The organism is Heliorestis convoluta, from assembly GCF_009649955.1.
GTDB lineage: Bacteria > Bacillota > Desulfitobacteriia > Heliobacteriales > Heliobacteriaceae > Heliorestis > Heliorestis convoluta.
In genome coordinates, this window is sequence record NZ_CP045875.1 from 100,309 (window position 1) to 118,839 (window position 18,531).

The following is an 18,531-nucleotide window of genomic DNA, read 5'->3' on the forward strand; positions in this document are numbered from 1 at the left end:
AAGCTACCTCCAATCGAGTTCACGAGGATTCGGTCCTAAGCCAGTTTGAATTCCGTGAGGCACATGACGGTGACAGGAGAAGCAAAATGTACCTTCCCCGTGCAAAGTATCGCCAATGCGACGGACAAGATGATCGTGACAGCGCACACAATTGTCATGCAAAATTTGTTGGGTATGTGGTTTCGCTCGAAATTGCGCTGGCATGGGACCTATATAATAGACCCAAGTATCGACAATGCCAGCCCGCGCTTTGGTAACCCATTTTCCTACGAAATTATGCGGTGTATGACAATCGTTGCAAGCAACATCACGATGAGAAGAGTGGTACCATGACTCATAATGAGGCTCCATGACATGGCAGCTTACACAAAGCTCTGGTGCATCAAGGGCATAGACCAAGCCTTTTAAGGGTTGTCTACCAATGATAAAGCCAATCGCAATCAAGACAAATAAGCCTAAGATGCCGGCTTTCCACCAAGTCATTTTCCACTCTTTTTTCCAAATTTTTTTCCAAGACATCTTCTCACCCTGTCTCAGTTTTTGACCTTTACGGTCTTTTTATCCATAGAGCATCCAAAGAAATAAAAATTAAAAATCATGAAAGAGTTTGAGAAAATGAAAAGAAGATGGGAGAAAAATCTTTTTAGATTGAACTTATTTCAATAAAACTTTTCTAAAAAGAAAGCGATTTTAATCATTGCAAAAAAATGCACAAAGATAGAAAATAAAAGTACGATTTATAATTACGGGCTGTGAGCAAGATGCATATAGATAGAAAGAATTATGCAGGGTAGAGCATAGTCTTAGCGGAGTTATAGTAGCAAAGAAAGAAAAAAGAAAGAAAGAAACCTTTTCATTAAAGATGGGGTGAGTGAAGATGAAGTGTCGTAGAAATTATATTCGCATTAACTGTTCAATACCAGCTATTCACGCCTTAGAAGGCGATATTGCCCATATGGATGAATGGGTTTGGTATGATTCTGAGATTTGTAACATTTCATTAGGTGGAATGCTCCTTTCAACAGGAGAAAAAAGAGAGCTTGGAGAACAGATTTGGATAGAATTTACTGTAGAAGAAAGCAAAAGCATCTTAGTGATAGGTCTTATTCGTTATGCGCAGGCGACTGTAGAAGCAAAAGGGACTTTCTATAAACTAGGCATTCAATTCCAAGATATCCTTGAAACAGATAGAGATATGATAGCTCGCTATATAACACAGTCTCAATTGAAAAACATTAGAAAAAAATAAGAAGCAACTATTGTTGTTCCATTATTCATAGGTATAAGGAACGTGGCAGCCTATGCTACGATGGAATGGAGGTCATAATCATGAGAGCCCTCCTAGTTGTCACTGATCAAGACAACCTAGATCGTCTTTCCTTATATTTACGTACTACTTCCGGTGTAGAAATTGTAGGTATAGCGAGAGATATCAAAGAATTTATCGACTTACTAGTGAAAAAAGAAATCGACAGCCTCTATCTAGATATGGAATTACAGAATCTCGATAGCATTCATGTAGTCAAAACATTGTTAAATGATAGAGATGTAGAAGTTGTCCTTGTAACAAGTCCTTCGGTAGATGCCTGTCAAGCTTATGAAATTGCGCCCCTTGATATTATTCTAAAGCCAATTACAGAAAAAGCAGTTCGCAGAAGCCTGTACCGTTTAACAGAAAGAATTCAAGAGAAAAGAAGACTGCGGCAAGCAGAAGATGGGGAACGCTTGCTCAGCGACATTTCTTTTCAAGTCCTTGATTGGCAACCTTTAGACCGAATTTTGCATTTTGCTTGTGATAAAATGGTGCAGATTTTTGACTTGCCCCTGGCTTGGGTTGCCTTACGAAAGCACGATGGTACAGTTACCATAGAAGCTTCTGCTGGTATCTTAAGCAATTACATAAAAAGCCCCTTTTTTCAAAGAGAAGAGATTTATCATCAGGCCCAGCCGATTCAAGCTGATTATGTTGAAGAAGTAACGAAGAGGCATTTAGAAGGAATCTTTATTACAGACCCCTACTTTCAACTGCGCAAAGAAAAAGAAGTTTGTAATTCCGTTAGCTTTTGTCTCGTCGTTCCGTTGAAGACCAAACAAAGTGTGCTAGGATACTTAGCCCTCTATGCTGGCACCTACGAACTCTTAAAAGCGCGACAAATTGCAGCTTTTAAGAGGTGTGCCGAACAAGTCTGCATAGCCTTGGCCGGTGCTATCCGTCGTCAGGAAGTTCATCTCCTCACAACGGCGGTAGAGTCTTCAGCCAACGCTATTGTTATCACAGACCCTACGGCCAAAGTGATCTGGTGCAACGAAGCTTTCGAAAAACTAAGCGGTTATGAGCTTGACGAAATAAAAGGAATTAAACCTTCTTTTTGGAAATCGGGTTTTCATTCAAGTTCTTTTTATGAAAACATGTGGTCTACCATCTTAAAAGGTAAAGTATGGAAAGGTGAGACTGTTAATAAAAGAAAAGGCGGTGACTTTTACACAGAAGAAATGACGATCACGCCTGTGAAAGACGAGCAGGGAAATTTAGTGAACTATATTGCGATGAAAGAAGATATTACTCTAAGAAAAGAAGTAGAAATGACCCTGCTGAAAGCAAAAGAAGAAGCAGAACAGGCTGAACGTGTAAAAAGTGAATTTCTATCTGTAATCAGCCATGAACTGAGAACACCTATGAGCGGCATTCTTGGTATGAATGAACTACTCCTTGATACGGACCTTGATCAAGAACAGAGGATATTAGCATCAGCGGTGGAAGAGTCTGCGCAAGATCTACTAAAGATTATTGATGCACTATTAACTTTTAGTTCAATTCAAGCAGGTCGTAAAAGTTTAAACTATACTTTTTTTGATATGAAAGCCTTTCTGAATGAATTTATTGAGCGTATAAACTACTCTATCCTTTCTAAAGGCCTTACCTTTCAAGCAAACATAGAGCCTTCCGTAGAAGGAACTTGGTGCGGTGATCCTTTGCGGCTACGGCAAATACTAGATAACATTATAGATAACGCCATTAAATTCACCGAAAAGGGCGAAATACTATTTAAAGTAAGCTTGCAAAAAGAAAGCAATGAGCCCTTCCTGCAGTTTGAGGTTATAGATAGTGGAATTGGTATGCCTAGGGACGTTCAAAAAAAATTGTTTATACCCTTCACCCAAAAAGATAGCTCTTTAGGTCGCCGATACGGTGGCATTGGTCTAGGCTTAACGATTAGTAAATACTTGATCGAACTAATGGGAGGCACCATTGCCGTAACAAGTGCTGAAAAAAAAGGCACCGTAGTATCTTTCACGCTTCCTAGTGAACCAGCATCGAATGCAGATTGGATTGAATAAAATGGCGTTGGGAAAGGAAGGTGTGTTTTTTGAAGCCAGAAAAAAAGATAGATAATAAAAATGATCTTGAAAAGCTCGTTCAGACAGTTGGCGTTGATAAGCTTACCAAAACAATGATTGGTTCTGTGACCAACATGAACAACGTACCGCTTAGCATCAAACTAAAAATTACCGTTAGCCTCGTTGTAGCTTTGTTAATCAGTCCTACCATTGCTGTATTTTTAGATCGCCTAATACAAGATCTATTAGCTTCTTCAGATATTTCTGTAGGTAATCTTTCTATCTATATCTCCACTCTTATTAACTTATCTGTAACAGCTCTTATTGTTTTATTTTTGTTAAACATTATTGTTCTCAATCCCTTAAAAGAGTTACGTGAAAAGATGATTCGTTTAGGGGAAGGTGATTTGACAGTTTCTGTAGACTTTCGATCGAAAGATGAAATTCAAGCGCTGGGCACTGCTTTTAACCTAATGGTTATAAATCAGACTGAACTGGTCAAAAAAGTAAAACAAAGTGCCCAGGAACTAGCTGCTGCTTCGGAAGAAATGGCTGCAACGACACAACAAGTGCGCTATGCTGTCTCGGAGATTGCCAAAAGTACACAACATGTTGCCGATGAATCGGAAGAAGGTACCAACTCGATTACAGAAGTTTCCCAGGTTCTAATTGAGATCTCATCTCTACTTCAAATCGCGAAAGAAAAAGCTCACCGTGCAACGGAGAAGTCCAATGAAACGATGGATAAAGCCGAAGTAGGGAAGGAAAGTGTAGATAAGAACAATCATCAAATGATTGATATTAAAGGGCAGATGAGCGATACAGAAGGTCAAATGAAAAAGCTACAAGAGTACTCGCGGCAGATTGGTACAATTACCAGTACCATCACCAACATTGCCAGTCAAACAAATTTACTAGCCTTAAACGCTGCCATTGAAGCAGCTCGCGCCGGTGAACATGGACGAGGCTTTGCCGTCGTTGCAGAAGAAGTACGCAAGTTAGCAGAACAATCCAACCAAGGTGCTGTAGAAGTCAACGAGCTGTTACAAAAAGTTCTTGTTGCAACAGAAGAGGCAGTACAAGCTGCTCAAAAAAGCAGAGCCGAAATCGACGAAGGTGCTTTACTTATCGTTGGAGCCGAAAGAGCCCTTAACGACATCCTAAAAGCCGTGAGCGACACTGTAAAAGAGATTGATAACGTCGCCAAGCTAGCGAATGAATCCGTGGCCAGCTCCGATCAGATTGTAGATCTGATTAGTTCTGTCGCTACCGTTATAGAAGATACTGCTACAACGGCGCAGGAAGTGGCTATGAAAACACAAGAAGCTTCTAGCTCCATGGAAACAATAGCGGCTACAACAGAAGAAGCCAGCGCTTTGGCGACAGAGTTGAACATGTTGGTCGATAAATTTAAGATTGCATCTTCGTAAGAGAGCCGCGATGTTTGATCTATAGACAAGAAGCCCTGGTTGCAGGAAATGCAACCAGGGCTTCTTGTCTTTGTTAGACGGGGCATTCTTTTTCTATTCTGGGAAAAGCTACTGTCGGGTGAAAGTGATGGGAAAAGAGCAGAAAAGTCTATGGACGACTTTTTTATTTAAACATAGAGAAAATGAAAGTACGCCACCACCGAAAGAGGATGACTACAAGGTTGAGCAGGTGCTGCCAGCAACGCTTTTATCATCGAAAGAAATGCTGGAAAATAGCCTGGGTAAGCCTGATGATTTATTCTTTCGCTTTGTGGAGCCACCGGCACTGAAGCGAAAGTTTATGATCTGTGCCATTGAAGGACTTATCGATCAGAAAGAGCTATCTCTTCATGTGGTAGAGCCTCTGCAAGTAAGCCGTGAAAAGCTAGACGAATCTGAAGATATCTTAGAAGCTCTTGGAGAAAAGATTATATCAGTTTCTAATTATAAAAAGATTGATACCATCGACGAAGCAAAAAACCAGCTTTTAGATGGCAACAGCTTGCTCTTTGCAGAAGGCCTTTCCTCGGCCCTTGTCATTTTCAATCATGAATATGAACATCGCACCGTAAATGAACCGATTACAGAGCAAGTTATTCGAGGTCCGATAGAAGGCTTTGTTGAGTCTTTACAAGTCAATCGAGCCCTCTTGCGTAAACATATTAAAGACGAACGATTGCGCCTTGATGGCATGCGCCTGGGTCGACGGAGCCGCTCTAATGTTGTTGTAGCTTATATCGATGGCATTGCCAATAAGCCTCGCGTTGATGCGGTTAAAGAAGATTTGGCTAGCCTAGATATTGATATTGTCCATGATGTGGCTGAGCTTTCGATTTTGTTACAAAAACGATCGGCCAATATTTTTCCTTTAAGTATGACTAGTGAGAGAACGGATAAGGTGACGGCTGCCCTTATGGAAGGGCGAATTGCTGTTTTTTTAGAGAATTCGCCGGCAGCCATGGTTGTGCCAGCCTTATTTATTGACTTCTGGCGCACGCCGGAAGATTACTACAGTTCCCCGGTTATAGCTACTTTTTATCGTTTTATCCGTATGATCTTTGGCAATCACTTGACCATGATGCTACCGGCTCTTTATGTAGCTTTTACGAGCTTTCCCACTGGCATCATAGGGTCGCAGCTAATTATGAATATGGCTTCATCACGAGAAGGTATCGCTTTTCCACCAGTCATTGAAGTATTAATTATGTTAATTCTTTTAGATATTATTCTTGAAGCCAGTCAACGATTGCCTCGCTTGGTGGGTGGTGCTACCACCATTGTGGGAGGTTTGATTCTAGGTCAGGCGGCCGTACAAGCAAAGCTCGCTTCTAATATTATGGTTATTGTTGTTGCTGTAACTGCCATTACCAACTTAACAGTTTCGAACCTGGCTATGTTACCAGCCATGCGGCTTCTTAAATATTATTTTGTACTCTGGGCTTCCTTTTTTGGCGTCGCTGGCATTGTTTTTGCTGCTACAACCGTTCTTGCTTACGTAGGCTCCCTCAAGTCCTATGGTATACCCTACTTAAGCCAAATGTCGGCCATCCATCTGCGCGATATTTTTGATACGATCTATGTATTATCTCCCAAAATGCGAACCCATCGACCTCGAACTCTTAAAACCATCGATGGACAGCGTTGGGATTCTAAAACGATGAAGTATAACGAGGATAGTTTGGACGATGTATAACCATGTATAGTGAAAAAATATCAATGTTACAAATTGGATTGTTGATGGGCTCCTTTTTTGTAGCCGGTGCGGGCTTGTTTTATAATGGTTTTTTATTTCAAAGCGTTGATTTTAATCCTTTTGTACCTCTACTATCGGGGCTTCTATTAAGCTTGTTACCTGCTGCTCTTGTAGCTTGGCTCTGCACGCGCCATCGCCGCAAAAACATTTTATCTATCTCCCAAGAAGTGGTAGGCCCTTTTTTTGGCTTTCTGCTTGTCTTTCCTCTCGTGGTCGCGCACTTTCTACTTCCTCTTCCACTAAGCCGAATTGCAGCAGAACTGGTTGTAGATGTTTACTTGATTCAAACACCGCCGCTCCTATTAACGGTTGTTATACTAACGATATCCTGTTGGATTGCCACCTTAGGGACTGAATCAGTCGCTCGTACCAATGATGAACACCTTGTCATTATTTTCCCGCTCACTGTGATTATGTTTGCTTTATCTGTACCGGACATTCGACCGGAGTTGGCTAGACCTTTTTTTCAACCTGACTTTTCCTACTGGAACCAGTTAGAATTCTATGGTTCCTTATTAATCTTTTTAAGTTTTAGCCTTGTTCTTTTTTTGAATAATTCTATCAGCCATAGCGAAAAGATTTATCGCATGATTTTTGCGCTGAAAGGCTTTGGCGTTATCTATTTGTTCATCACGGCCTATATGATCATCGGTACGCTAGGCATGGAGATGGCAGCTACTTTTGATCAGCCCTTAAAAGTAAAAATGACGACTTTGCGTGAGACTGTTTTTATAGAACGGGTTGATATCTTTTTAATTCTGCTCTGGCTTTTTCCTACTGTAACAGCCATGGCCGCCTTGATTGTAACGGCAGCACGAGCGATGGGACAGTGGATGGGACTGCCTAACTATCGAATTATCGTTATTTTGTATTATATTGTAGCCGTTATTGCATCGCCGGTCATGTTGCCGTTTCAGCATGCAAAAAGAATGTTACTTTATATGGGACCTATCTGGATGGCTTTTCTAACAGTGGTGCTTCTCATACTATTTGTTGCTTCTCTTTGGAAAAGTCCGCAAAAAATAAAAGCCTGAGCAGGTGATTACTGTTGATAAAAGCCTTAAATGCAAAAACCTATATCTTTTTAGGGAACCTTATAATACTCCTTCTCACAGTCGGTTGCTGGGACTCAGCCGCCATGGAGCGTCGAGCTCTCGTGATGAATATTGGCTTTGATATAGGCGAAGAAAAACCTCTTGCTCTTGTTTTAGATATTCATAACGCCAAACAATCAGACGCCAATACCATGGTAGGACCGCCGGGAAGTCTAGGTCCTCCTGTCATTGCGCCAAGAACGGAAGGCACCACCATTGATGAATGCGTAGAAGAACAACGACGGAATATGCCCAGACATATTGACTTTGGTCTTACTTCAGCCATTGTCATAACAGAAGAAGCGGCACGAGAAGGAATTTTTCCTTATTTATCTTGGATATTTTTTCACCCTAATGTGCGCAACAATTCTTTTGTGATTATTACAACCACAGACTTACAAAAGCTTTTTACAGAGCAAGCAAGAGTTATAGAGGGCACAATGGGGGGCGCTTTGCTGGTAAGTCAGTTGCTTGCTGACCGCAGTACAGCTTCGGTAACGAGGGTGAATTTGTGGGAAGCTTATCGTGTCCAACTTGATGGTACAGGCAGCCTAGTAGCACCTTTGATTCGTTCTGAAGAAGGGCGCATTTATTATGACGGTGCAGCTATTTTTGATGGTGATCGCATGATCGGTACCATCAATCCTGAAGAAGCAGCCCTTGTAAATATCTTAGCCGACGAAAGAGTGCCTTACCATTTTACCTTTACTTTTACGCCTCCAGAAAGAGAGCAAGAAGAGCAACAGCCTGCTGTAGAAGAACGACAAGAAGCACAAGATGAAGAAGGACAAGGAGCAGAAGGATCGGTTACGGAAACCCTTGCCTCTGAGGAAAAAGAAACAGAAGCATCGCCTGAGAAAGGTCATCTTGATGATCAGGGAGCGAGAGAGGCGAAAGAAGAACAGAAAAAAAGAGACAATGCTGAAGAAATGGATATTGACCGAGAAGGAAAGATGGATGTACCGGAAGAGAAAATCTCTAGAATGACCTTACGATTTCATCGCGTGCAAAGAACAATGGATGTGAATCAACTTGGTCCAGGAAAGTATGAAGTTCATATTCATGTAGACTTTGAAGGAATGCTGAGTGACGCCAATCCACCGCAAGTACGCTATGACAGAGAAGACTTTAATGCGATGAATGAGCAAGGAGCAGAAGCCTTGCGAGAAAAAATGCAAAAAGTGATAGAGAAATCTCAACAAGAGTTAAGAGCAGATCTTCTTCACATCGGTCGCTACGTACGGGCGCACAATATCCGAAAATGGGAAGAGATGGATTGGCCCGAAGTGTATCCTGAAGTAGAAATGCATATTTCTGTCAATGTGCGTGTTTTAGGAGCAACGAGGTAGTTTGTTTTAACGCCCTAGGATTGCACCGAGTAAGACAAGGAGCGCCCAGAGATGGCTGGGATGGCTAGCAGAATGATTTTCATCCCATTTTAACGCGTGTCTGGCAATGATCAGGGAAGCAGGTCCTGCAAAAAGTAGGTAGAGAAGATGAAAGTTAAAAAAAGCAGGTAGAAGGAGTAAGAAAGAAGCAACTAAGAGATTATAGCGAACCCAAAGGCGAGCCATAGAGACATTAATATGGGGCAGCGTTCGCAACGGTCGCTGTGTATCTCCTTCTAAGTCCCATTCGTCTCGAATTACGCGACTGGCCAAATGAAGTGTACTGATGGCTAGAGCTAACAAAAGAAGTTTTGTTGAAGGAAAACCAGCAGTGGCAGCAGCTCCAAGTAAAAAAGCGGAGAAAATAAATAAAAAAATAGAAATACTACGACCAACCCAATGTTCTTGCAAGATTCTATGCAGAGGAGGGATGATAACAGATGCAGCGATAAGGAGCAATATGATAAGTGCTTGTACGTGAAAAAAAGCCAGTGAAAAAGAGAGAATCAATGTGGCAGCGCCAAAAATTCTTGCTTCTGTAACTGTAATTTTGCCAGAGGGCAGAGGTCTTTCTGGATGATTGATCTGATCTTCCGGTAAATCTTCAATATCATCAAAGATGTGGACAGAAAGAACAAGAAAAAAACCAGCCATTGCAATAGTAAGGATGGAAAAAAAAGTTGCATTTTCAATGAAAGCAGCAGCTGCAACAGTAAAAGCGTAACGAATTGCCACAGAGCCTCGCGCTAATGATATCCACAAGGTCCAATCTAACAGTTTCATAAAGATCTCCTTTCGGTCTCTTGCCTGTGTCACCGATCTTGTTATTGCTCTGACAATAGACTGCCCTTCCGTGATATCAAAATTTCACCTCTTTCAAAGGAAGAAGGTAAAAAGGAGAAATCAGGCTTGTTAGAAAGATTATTTCAACTTCAAGCTCGAGGTACCACACCGAGCACCGAGATTACAGCTGGTGTAACTACTTTTATGACCATGGCTTATATCTTGGCTGTCAACCCTAATATTCTAGCAACCACTGGAATGAGTCGTGATGCTGTCTTCTTTGCAACTTGTGTGGGTGCTGCTCTTGTAACCATTGCAATGGGTCTTTATGTAAATTATCCGGTTGCTCTAGCACCGGGTATGGGTCTAAATGCTTACTTTGCTGTTGTTGCCTCTCCCAATGGTGGCATTCCTTGGGAAGTCGCTCTCGGTGCTGTCTTTCTCTCTGGTGTAATTTTTGTAATACTAACAGTGACGCAGATCCGACAACTTTTGGTTGTAGCGGTGCCTAACTCGCTAAAAAAAGCGATTACCGTTGGTATTGGACTCTTTATTACCATTATTGGTCTTAAACTATCTCACCTTACTATTGTGAGCCTTCATCTAGGTCCATCTTTCGATCAGATTGCAGAGACACGAGGTTTTGGCAATCTTCTCCACTTTGAGTGGGATATTACGATGGGCGCTTTGACGCAGCCCGATACGCTGTTGGCTTTAATCGGCCTTACAATTACAGCTGGCTTAATGGCCTTAAAACTTCGAGGTTCTCTTCTGATTGGTATTGTAGCAACGACACTGATTGGCATTCCGTTGGGTGTAACCAATCTAGGCGACTTCACTTTTGCCTGGCCTGCCTTTGATGACTTGGCCGTTGGTTCCATGGATGTCTGGGGTGCCATTGAAATGGGAATTATTGCTGTGATTTTAACTTTTACCTTTGTAGAGCTTTTCGATACTTTTGGAACTCTTGTCGGTACAGCCAATAAAGCAGGCCTACTTGATGAAAAAGGAAACTCTCCACAGCTAGGAAAAGCCATGATGGTCGATGCAGGTGGCGTAAGCTTAGGTGCTTTTCTCGGTACTTCTGCGATTACTGCTTACGTAGAATCGGCAGCCGGCATTAGTGAAGGTGGCCGGACTGGTTTAACAGCTGTTATTACAGGCATTCTTTTTCTCTTTGCCCTTGTTCTTGCACCCTTTTTCCGTATCATACCGGATGCAGCGACAGCACCGGCTTTGATTATTGTGGGTGTTCTTATGATTTCGGTCGTTCGCGATATCGATTTTAATGACTTTACCGAAGCCTTGCCTGCTTTTCTCACCTTGTCATTAATGCCCTTTACTTATAACATTGCCAACGGTATCGCAGCTGGTATTGTTTTCTACACTTTCTTGAAAGTTTTCACAGGCAAAGCTCGAGATGTTCATTGGTTGATGTACGCGATTACAGTGCTCATAGTTTGGCGCTATGCTACTTTGGGGGCTGGTCACTAAGCCCAAGTGGTCGTAATAAAGCAAAAAAAAGACTGGCACTACAGTATGCCAGTCTTTTTTTGCTCTTTTCTTAATCCTTTTGGACTTCTGAAATACATCCTCTTCGGCTCTACTGAAGCCCCTCTTCATTCATAGCCATTACCTTGCGTGCTTCGTTGGCTTTATATTCTTCCAAGCGCTCTGCGATAGCTTGATCTTCAATGGAAAGAATACGTGCAGCCATGAGGGCTCCGTTCTTGGCACCGGGGATGCCGATGGCCATGGTGGCTACGGGAACGCCGCCGGGCATTTGAACGATGGAAAGCAAAGCGTCAAGGCCTTCTAATTTGGTGGCTGGAATCGGTACGCCAATAACAGGGAGTGTTGTTTTGGCAGCAACCATGCCGGGGAGGTGAGCGGCGCCACCAGCACCAGCGATGATTACTTTAATTCCTTTTTCCCGCGCTGTTTCAGCATATTCAAACATCCAGTCTGGTGTACGATGGGCCGAAACAACTTGACTTTGACAAGGGATACCTAACTGCTCCAAGAGAGCGGCTGCTTCTTTCATAATGGGCCAGTCGCTTTTACTACCCATGATAATACCAACCATGTGCTCATCGACTCCTTCTATTTCAATGAATCCCAGCCTAGTTTTTCTTCTAGCAAAGATAAGACTTGTTCCGGCTTGTCTGTTTTTATGGTAAGATGACCTACTTTGCGGCGCCAGGCCATTTCTTTTTTTCCATAGATATGAATTTTTACTTCTTCTGGTAAATGGGGGATCAGTTTTTCTAAGCCTTCATAATCTTCACCAAGGATATTAATCATGACGACAGGGAAAGAGAGATCTACAGGTCCGAGCGGCAAGCCGCAGACGGCACGAATCAGTTGCTCAAACTGAGATGTATAGCAGGCTTCCCAAGTGTAGTGACCCGAGTTATGAGGTCTTGGAGCCATTTCATTTACATAAAGAGTCTTGCCTACTAGGAAGAATTCTACGGCAAGAAGACCAACAACCTGAAAGTGTTCTGTAATTCTTTCGGCAATATCTTGGGCCTCGGCAACAATGGTAGGATCAATGCGAGGCGGTACAATAGAAGCTCGTAAGATCTGATGTTGATGAATGTTTTCAGCGGCAGGAAAAGAGCGCTTTCTACCATCGGGTGTTCGTGCCACAATAACTGACAATTCAGTGGTTAACTCCACTCTTTTCTCAAGTACCCAGGGGCCTGCTTTGAGTTCTTCTCGAATCTTTTCCCATTGTTCTTTTTGGCGTATCACCCACTGCCCTTTGCCATCGTAACCACCGAAGGCTGTTTTGAGAATGCAGGGACAGCCGATTTCTTCTATAAAAGCAGGGATTTCTTCTGCTTTTTCGGCAATTCGATGAGGTACAACAGGAAAGCCAGCTTCATGAAGACGGGTCTTTTCTTCTCTTCGATCTTGAAAATAAGATAGAATCTGGCTGGATTGAGGTACCCAATGCTCTTTTTCTAGCTCGGCTACAACTTGTGCATTAATGTTTTCTGTTTCATAGATAAGAACATCACTTTGTTCTGCCAGTTTGCGGGCTGAATCTAAATCTTCAAAAGAACCAATAATTTGTTCATCACAAACTTGGCCACAAGGACTTTCGGGCGTTGGATCGAGGCAGACCACTCGATAGCCCATGCGCTTTCCTTCCATAGCTAGCATACGGCCTAACTGGCCTCCGCCAAGAAGACCGATTGTCTTACCAGGTAAAATTGGTGTGAATTTGCTCAAGCTAGGAGCCTCCTTCTATCAGGTCCGTCGACATAACTAGGCAAATTCTATCAGATGGCGATATTCTTCGCAATAGAGGCGTCAGCACAAAGCAAGAAGATAATTATCAACAAAACTCACGATTTTCTACAAATCCATGGTTCCCATAGGACCTATTCTTATGGTAAACTGACGCTATAACGATACTACAGTAAATAATATATTTCGCGTGGAAGTGCAGCTTAGGGTTCCGCACAATGTGGTCAGGTCCGAGCGCTGCAAAAAGGTTTATCCTCTCAAAGGATGAGTCTTTTACACCGAAGGGAGAAAAGCCCAGGCGGATAGGTTCTCACCTTTGTGGGAGTCTATCCAGTCTGGGTTTTGATTTTTTTCTGAATCTTGTTCTTTATTCTTGCCTTTATTTTGATTCTGAAGGACAATATAGGAGTAGGTGACAGGATTCGCTAAAGATTGTCAAAATTCTTACCCCTCGGGTGGACACAGGGATTTGCAAGGAGGACATGGTGAATGATTGAACGTTACACACTACCGGAGATGGGCGCTATCTGGGCAGATCAGAATCGGTTTCAAAAGTGGCTTGATATTGAAGTAGCTGCTTGCGAGGCGTTGGCAGAGCAAGGAAAAATTCCTCGTGAAGCTTACGAAGTCATTCGCGACAAAGCAGGCTTTAATGTGCAGCGTATCTTAGAAATTGAAGAAGTTACCAAGCATGATGTACTTGCCTTCTTAACTTGTGTGGCCGAGTATATCGGTGAAGAGTCAAAGTATGTTCACATGGGCATGACATCTTCCGATGTCCTTGACACAGCTCTTTCCTTACAAATGAAAGAAGCAGGAGAATTGATTGTTGCTAAACTGAAAAAACTTCGTCAAGTCATCGGTGAAAGAGCCATTGAACACAAGTACACAGTTATGGTTGGAAGAACGCACGGTATACACGCCGAACCTGTTACTTTTGGTCTTAAGATGGCACTCTGGTACGATGAAGTAGGACGCTCTATTACAAGAATGAATCATGCTATTGAAACGATTCGCGTGGGTGCCATCTCTGGTGCTGTAGGAACTTTTGCGCAAATCGATCCTTCTGTCGAAGAGTTTGTTTGCAAGCGCTTAGGTCTGAGACCGGCTCCTATTTCTACGCAGGTCATTCAAAGAGACCGCCATGCTGAGTATATAACGACACTGGCTGTTGTTGCCAGTTCTCTCGATAAGTTTGCAACTGAATTTAGAAACTTACAACGTACCGATATCCATGAAGTAGAAGAATCTTTCAGCAAAGGCCAGAAAGGTTCCTCCGCCATGCCTCATAAGAAAAACCCCATCACATCAGAGCGAATCTCCGGACTTTCTCGAGTTCTTCGTGGTAACGCCATTGCAGCGCTAGAAAATGTGGCCCTCTGGCACGAGCGTGATATTGCCCACTCTTCCGTAGAACGTGTTATCATTCCGGACTCTACCATTTTGATGGACTACATGTTAAAGAAAATGATTGATGTGGTAGAAAACCTTAAGGTTTTCCCAGAGAATATGCAGAAAAACTTAGAGAAGACACTAGGTCTTGTCAATAGTCAGCGGGTTATGTTGGCTCTCGTTGATAAGGGCATTCTTCGCGAAACAGCCTACCACTGGGTACAACGGAATGCTCTTAAGGCCTGGGAGATCAAAAAGCCTTTCAAAGAGCTTGTTCTACAGGATGAAGAGATTATGGCGAAAATAACAGCAGAAGAAGTGGAAGGGCTATTTGATTACGATTACCATACCAAACATGTAGATACCCTCTTTAAGCGCGTTGGTCTGGCCTGAGGTCTTGGCTTTTAGAAAGGTGGGTCCCTACGAACATGGCTCCAATCGAAAAGTTAGAACAGCTTTACGAAGGTAAGGCAAAAAAAGTTTATAAAACGACAGATCCTGATATTGTATGGATCGAGTATAAAGACTCGGCAACAGCATTTAATGGACTCAAAAAAGAAGAAATACCGAACAAAGGCATTCTCAACAATCGTATTACCGCTCTTTTCTTTCAGTATCTAGAAGAGAGAGCCATTCCTACCCACTTTGTAGAGCTTCTCAACGATAGAGAAATGCTTGTCAAAGCCTTAGAAATTCTTCCTGTGGAAGTCGTTGTTCGCAATCGAGCGGCTGGTTCTTTAGGCAAACGGATCGGGCAAGAAGAAGGAACTCTTTTGCCGAAGCCAATTTTAGAGTTTTACTATAAAGATGATGGCTTAGGAGATCCTATGATTAATGAATACCATATAGATGCCATGGGTTGGGCGACGAAAGAGCAGATGATACAAGTCAAAGAAATTGCTTTACAAGTAAACAGCCTTTTAATCGATCTAATGGAGCAAGTTAACATTGACCTTGTAGATTTTAAGTTAGAGTTTGGACTTCATAAAGGGCAAGTGTTGCTGGGTGATGAGATTTCGCCAGATAACTGCCGCTTTTGGGATCAAGAAACGAAAGAAAGGTTAGACAAAGACCGCTTTCGCCATGACCTAGGTGGTATAGAAGAAGCCTATCAAGAGATTCTACGTCGTCTAGAAAGCAAACTGCTTACGTAGGGAGGCCTTTATCTTCATGTATAAGGCCCGCATCATCATTACTTTAAAAGAAATCATACCCGATCAAGAGGGAGAGGCGTTGTTACAAGCTTGTCACGATCTATCGCTCAATAAGATCAAGCAAGTACGTACAGGACATTATATAGAGATGGTTATTGATAGTGAAAACAAGCTGGACGCGGAAAAGCAGTTGAAAGCATGGATCGAGAGTGCTTTATACAATCAAGTCATAGAGCAGTTCAAGATTCAGCTTGAAGAAATAAAATAAATAATCATCTGGCAGGAGGCCAAATCATGTCTATAGATGGCATTCACGATCTCCCCTGGGACAAAATGGAGGAGGAGTGCGGGGTGATCGGAATCTACGGTCCGGGCAAAGAAGTTGCCCGGTTGGCTTATTTCGGTATGCACGCATTACAGCATCGCGGTCAAGAAAGTGCAGGTATGGCTGTGGGAGATGGTCAAGAGATTTCCCTTCACAAAGCCATGGGACTCGTTACAGAAGTATTTCCTGAAAAGAAAATCGGGGAACTTCAAAATGAAAAAAGTCAAGTTGCCATTGGTCATGTACGCTATTCAACAACGGGGTCAAGCCTTGTTAGCAATGCCCAGCCCCTCGTTTTTCGATATGCCAAAGGGATGTTAGCAGTAGCGCACAACGGAAATCTTACCAATGCAGCAGAACTGCGCCAAGATCTGGCCGTTACGGGTGCAGTTTTTCAAACGACGACGGATACAGAAGTTATTGTCAATTTACTGGCGCGCTATAGCCAATCTTCTCTAGAAGAAGCGCTAATGAAAGTGATGATTGACATTAAAGGTTCTTATTCGATCTTAGTAATGACAGAAGATCGGATCTTGGGTATGCGCGATCCTTACGGCGTCCGCCCTCTTTGTCTCGGTCGTTTAGATAATGCCTATATATTGGCTTCTGAATCTTGTGCTCTCGATACGATGGGAGCTACCTTTATCCGCGATATTGAGCCTGGAGAAATTGTCGTCATAGACAAAAAAGGTCTTACTTCTCTCAAAGCGTTAACACCTTTGCGCAGAGCTTCCTGTATCTTTGAATATATCTATTTTGCTCGCCCTGACTCGGTTATTGATGGAATCTGGGTGAATTTAGCGCGCCGTGCAATGGGTCGCCAATTGGCTCAAGAAGTTCAAATCGATGGGGATATCGTAATCGGCGTTCCTGACTCAGGGACAGCTGCCGCCATTGGCTACTCTTTAGAATCAGGCATTCCTTTTGAAGAAGGCCTAATGAAAAACCGCTATATTGGACGTACTTTTATTCAACCGACGCAAGAGATGCGAAGTCAGGCGGTTCGTTTAAAGCTCAATGCTATCTCCAAGGCCGTAGAAGGCAAGCGCGTAATTATGATTGATGACTCTATTGTTCGCGGTACAACGAGCGGAAAAATTGTACAGATGTTACGTCAAGCAGGGGCGAAAGAAGTGCATATGCTTGTATCATCGCCACCGATTACCTACCCTTGTTACTACGGCATTGATACAGCCGTGCGCAAAGAATTAATTGCTGCTGTGAAAACCATTGAAGAGATTCGGGAATTAATTGGGGCAGACAGCCTGCATTATCTTACCGAAGAAGGCATATTGAATGCAATTGCTGAACAAGGCGAAGGCTTGACCTGTAAAGATTTTTGTACAGCTTGTTTTTCCGGAGATTACCCAATTGAAGTAACTGATAAGCAGGGTTCCTCCTGCTGCTAAGAACCAGGACCGTTGAAAATTGCGGGAGGCAAGATTGTGTCAACAGATAATAAGAAAGAACAGTCCCAAGAGAGTCTGACCTATGCCCAGGCGGGTGTCGATATTACAGCTGGCAATCGAGCTGTAGAGCTGATGAAAAGTGCTGTTAAAAGCACTTTTAGACGGGAAGTGCTCACTGACATCGGCGGATTTGGAGGGCTTTTTGCTTTAGATATCAAAAAATATGAAGAACCAGTTCTAGTATCGGGGACCGATGGTGTTGGTACCAAATTGCGAGTGGCTATGATGATGGATCGTCATGATAGCATTGGCATTGACTGTGTAGCCATGTGTGTGAACGACATTCTTGTGCAAGGCGCAGAACCCCTTTTCTTTCTTGACTATCTAGCTGTTGGTAAGCTAGAACCTGAAAAAGTAGCAGCTATTGTTGGTGGTGTTGCAGAAGGTTGTCGACAAGCAGGATGTGCACTTATCGGTGGTGAGACGGCAGAGATGCCTGGGTTTTACGCGGAAGACGATTACGATATCGCCGGTTTTACCGTAGGTGTCGTCGATCGCTCTCGGATTATTAACGGCTCTACCATTCGACCTGGTGACTTATTAATTGCTTTACCTTCTTCTGGCATTCATAGCAATGGTTATTCCTTAGCACGGAAAGTTTTCTTTGATCACGCTGGTTACACTGTCGATACCTACCTTCCCCAACTAGGTAAAACAGTGGGAGAAGAGTTGTTAACACCAACTCGGATTTATGCTACTGTAGTGAAAAAGTTACTGGAAGGCGCCTCTGTGAAAGGGATGGCCCATATCACTGGTGGTGGTATTACAGAAAACCTGCCTCGCATTCTACCGAAAGGAATGCGTGCAGCTGTAGAATTGGGTCGTTGGCCTGCCTTGCCTGTATTCTCTACCATTAAATCGTTGGGCAATGTAGCAGAAGCTGAGATGTTGCGCACTTTTAACTGCGGACTCGGTTATATTATTGTGGTTGCACCTGAAGAAGTAGGCAAAGTGAGTGCTCTTATGAATGAGATGAATGAAACCTTTTACACCATTGGTGTTATCGAGTCAATACCGGAAAACGAAGAGGCAGCGCCAGAAGTGTACTATCGTGGTACCTTTCCCTGGGCATAATGATGATTTGCCATGATATTGCCATAAGGAGGT

The 18,531-nt window shown here is 42.9% G+C and carries 16 protein-coding genes; 12 read left to right on the forward strand and 4 right to left on the reverse strand.

From position 1 onward, the window contains the following. Positions 1–3: 3 nt before the first annotated feature. Positions 4–519: a cytochrome c nitrite reductase small subunit gene (nrfH, locus tag FTV88_RS00435; RefSeq protein ID WP_153723878.1), complete on the reverse strand. Its 516-nt coding sequence runs from the start codon at positions 517–519 to the stop codon at positions 4–6. Between the two features lie 358 nt (positions 520–877). Between nrfH and FTV88_RS00440 the strand changes: the two genes are divergently transcribed. From FTV88_RS00440 to FTV88_RS00465, 6 genes are all read left to right on the forward strand, one after another. Beyond that, entirely contained in the window at positions 878–1,249 is a 372-nt protein-coding gene (locus FTV88_RS00440) for a PilZ domain-containing protein (RefSeq protein WP_162007822.1), read from the forward strand. Positions 1,250–1,329: 80 nt separating this feature from the next. Then, positions 1,330–3,339 (forward strand): ATP-binding protein, encoded by a 2,010-nt coding sequence (locus FTV88_RS00445; protein ID WP_162007823.1) that lies wholly within the window; start codon positions 1,330–1,332, stop codon positions 3,337–3,339. A gap of 29 nt (positions 3,340–3,368) precedes the next feature. Then, positions 3,369–4,769 (forward strand): methyl-accepting chemotaxis protein, encoded by a 1,401-nt coding sequence (locus tag FTV88_RS00450; protein ID WP_153723881.1) that lies wholly within the window; start codon positions 3,369–3,371, stop codon positions 4,767–4,769. 127 nt (positions 4,770–4,896) lie between these two features. Beyond that, positions 4,897–6,501 (forward strand): spore germination protein, encoded by a 1,605-nt coding sequence (locus FTV88_RS00455; protein ID WP_153723882.1) that lies wholly within the window; start codon positions 4,897–4,899, stop codon positions 6,499–6,501. A gap of 2 nt (positions 6,502–6,503) precedes the next feature. Beyond that, positions 6,504–7,595: a GerAB/ArcD/ProY family transporter gene (locus FTV88_RS00460; RefSeq protein ID WP_153723883.1), complete on the forward strand. Its 1,092-nt coding sequence runs from the start codon at positions 6,504–6,506 to the stop codon at positions 7,593–7,595. Between the two features lie 14 nt (positions 7,596–7,609). After that, entirely contained in the window at positions 7,610–9,004 is a 1,395-nt protein-coding gene (locus FTV88_RS00465) for a Ger(x)C family spore germination C-terminal domain-containing protein (protein WP_153723884.1), read from the forward strand. 6 nt (positions 9,005–9,010) lie between these two features. Here FTV88_RS00465 and FTV88_RS00470 read toward each other — a convergent pair whose 3' ends face one another. Next, the gene (locus FTV88_RS00470; protein WP_153723885.1) at positions 9,011–9,826 is read right to left on the reverse strand and encodes a UbiA family prenyltransferase; all 816 of its coding nucleotides are present in this window, start codon (positions 9,824–9,826) and stop codon (positions 9,011–9,013) included. Positions 9,827–9,952: 126 nt separating this feature from the next. On the opposite strand from FTV88_RS00470, the gene FTV88_RS00475 reads away from it, so the two are divergent. Then, positions 9,953–11,320 carry an NCS2 family permease gene (locus FTV88_RS00475; protein WP_153723886.1) on the forward strand — a complete coding sequence of 456 codons (1,368 nt, stop codon included), beginning with the start codon at positions 9,953–9,955 and terminating at the stop codon, positions 11,318–11,320. 109 nt (positions 11,321–11,429) lie between these two features. Here the strand turns inward: FTV88_RS00475 and purE are convergent, their stop codons facing one another. Then, a complete protein-coding gene (purE, locus tag FTV88_RS00480; RefSeq protein ID WP_153723887.1) occupies positions 11,430–11,912 on the reverse strand; it encodes a 5-(carboxyamino)imidazole ribonucleotide mutase in 483 nt (160 codons plus the stop codon). A gap of 17 nt (positions 11,913–11,929) precedes the next feature. Next, positions 11,930–13,066: a 5-(carboxyamino)imidazole ribonucleotide synthase gene (gene purK, locus FTV88_RS00485; RefSeq protein ID WP_153723888.1), complete on the reverse strand. Its 1,137-nt coding sequence runs from the start codon at positions 13,064–13,066 to the stop codon at positions 11,930–11,932. Between the two features lie 507 nt (positions 13,067–13,573). Between purK and purB the strand changes: the two genes are divergently transcribed. Genes purB through purM form a run of 5 tightly spaced genes read left to right on the forward strand, consistent with a single transcriptional unit; the run spans position 13,574 to position 18,498 of the window. Further along, on the forward strand, positions 13,574–14,869 hold the full coding sequence (gene purB / locus FTV88_RS00490) for an adenylosuccinate lyase (protein WP_153723889.1): 1,296 nt from the start codon (positions 13,574–13,576) through the stop codon (positions 14,867–14,869). 44 nt (positions 14,870–14,913) lie between these two features. Continuing rightward, positions 14,914–15,630 carry a phosphoribosylaminoimidazolesuccinocarboxamide synthase gene (gene purC / locus FTV88_RS00495; RefSeq protein WP_153726441.1) on the forward strand — a complete coding sequence of 239 codons (717 nt, stop codon included), beginning with the start codon at positions 14,914–14,916 and terminating at the stop codon, positions 15,628–15,630. Positions 15,631–15,646: 16 nt separating this feature from the next. Further along, on the forward strand, positions 15,647–15,898 hold the full coding sequence (gene purS, locus FTV88_RS00500; protein WP_153723890.1) for a phosphoribosylformylglycinamidine synthase subunit PurS: 252 nt from the start codon (positions 15,647–15,649) through the stop codon (positions 15,896–15,898). A gap of 26 nt (positions 15,899–15,924) precedes the next feature. Beyond that, a complete protein-coding gene (gene purF / locus FTV88_RS00505; protein ID WP_153723891.1) occupies positions 15,925–17,364 on the forward strand; it encodes an amidophosphoribosyltransferase in 1,440 nt (479 codons plus the stop codon). A 36-nt stretch (positions 17,365–17,400) separates the two neighbouring features. Next, positions 17,401–18,498, forward strand: coding sequence for a phosphoribosylformylglycinamidine cyclo-ligase (purM, locus tag FTV88_RS00510; RefSeq protein ID WP_153723892.1), 1,098 nt, complete (start codon positions 17,401–17,403; stop codon positions 18,496–18,498). The last annotated feature ends 33 nt before the right edge of the window (positions 18,499–18,531 follow it).

Coding starts and splice junctions, on each gene's coding strand:
- nrfH (WP_153723878.1), bottom strand. CDS start 519: ATGTCTTGGAAAAAAATTTGGAAAAAAGAGTGGAAAATGACTTGGTGG.
- FTV88_RS00440 (WP_162007822.1), top strand. CDS start 878: ATGAAGTGTCGTAGAAATTATATTCGCATTAACTGTTCAATACCAGCT.
- FTV88_RS00445 (WP_162007823.1), top strand. CDS start 1,330: ATGAGAGCCCTCCTAGTTGTCACTGATCAAGACAACCTAGATCGTCTT.
- FTV88_RS00455 (WP_153723882.1), top strand. CDS start 4,897: ATGGGAAAAGAGCAGAAAAGTCTATGGACGACTTTTTTATTTAAACAT.
- FTV88_RS00460 (WP_153723883.1), top strand. CDS start 6,504: ATGTATAGTGAAAAAATATCAATGTTACAAATTGGATTGTTGATGGGC.
- FTV88_RS00470 (WP_153723885.1), bottom strand. CDS start 9,826: ATGAAACTGTTAGATTGGACCTTGTGGATATCATTAGCGCGAGGCTCT.
- purE (WP_153723887.1), bottom strand. CDS start 11,912: ATGGTTGGTATTATCATGGGTAGTAAAAGCGACTGGCCCATTATGAAA.
- purB (WP_153723889.1), top strand. CDS start 13,574: ATGATTGAACGTTACACACTACCGGAGATGGGCGCTATCTGGGCAGAT.
- purS (WP_153723890.1), top strand. CDS start 15,647: ATGTATAAGGCCCGCATCATCATTACTTTAAAAGAAATCATACCCGAT.
- purF (WP_153723891.1), top strand. CDS start 15,925: ATGTCTATAGATGGCATTCACGATCTCCCCTGGGACAAAATGGAGGAG.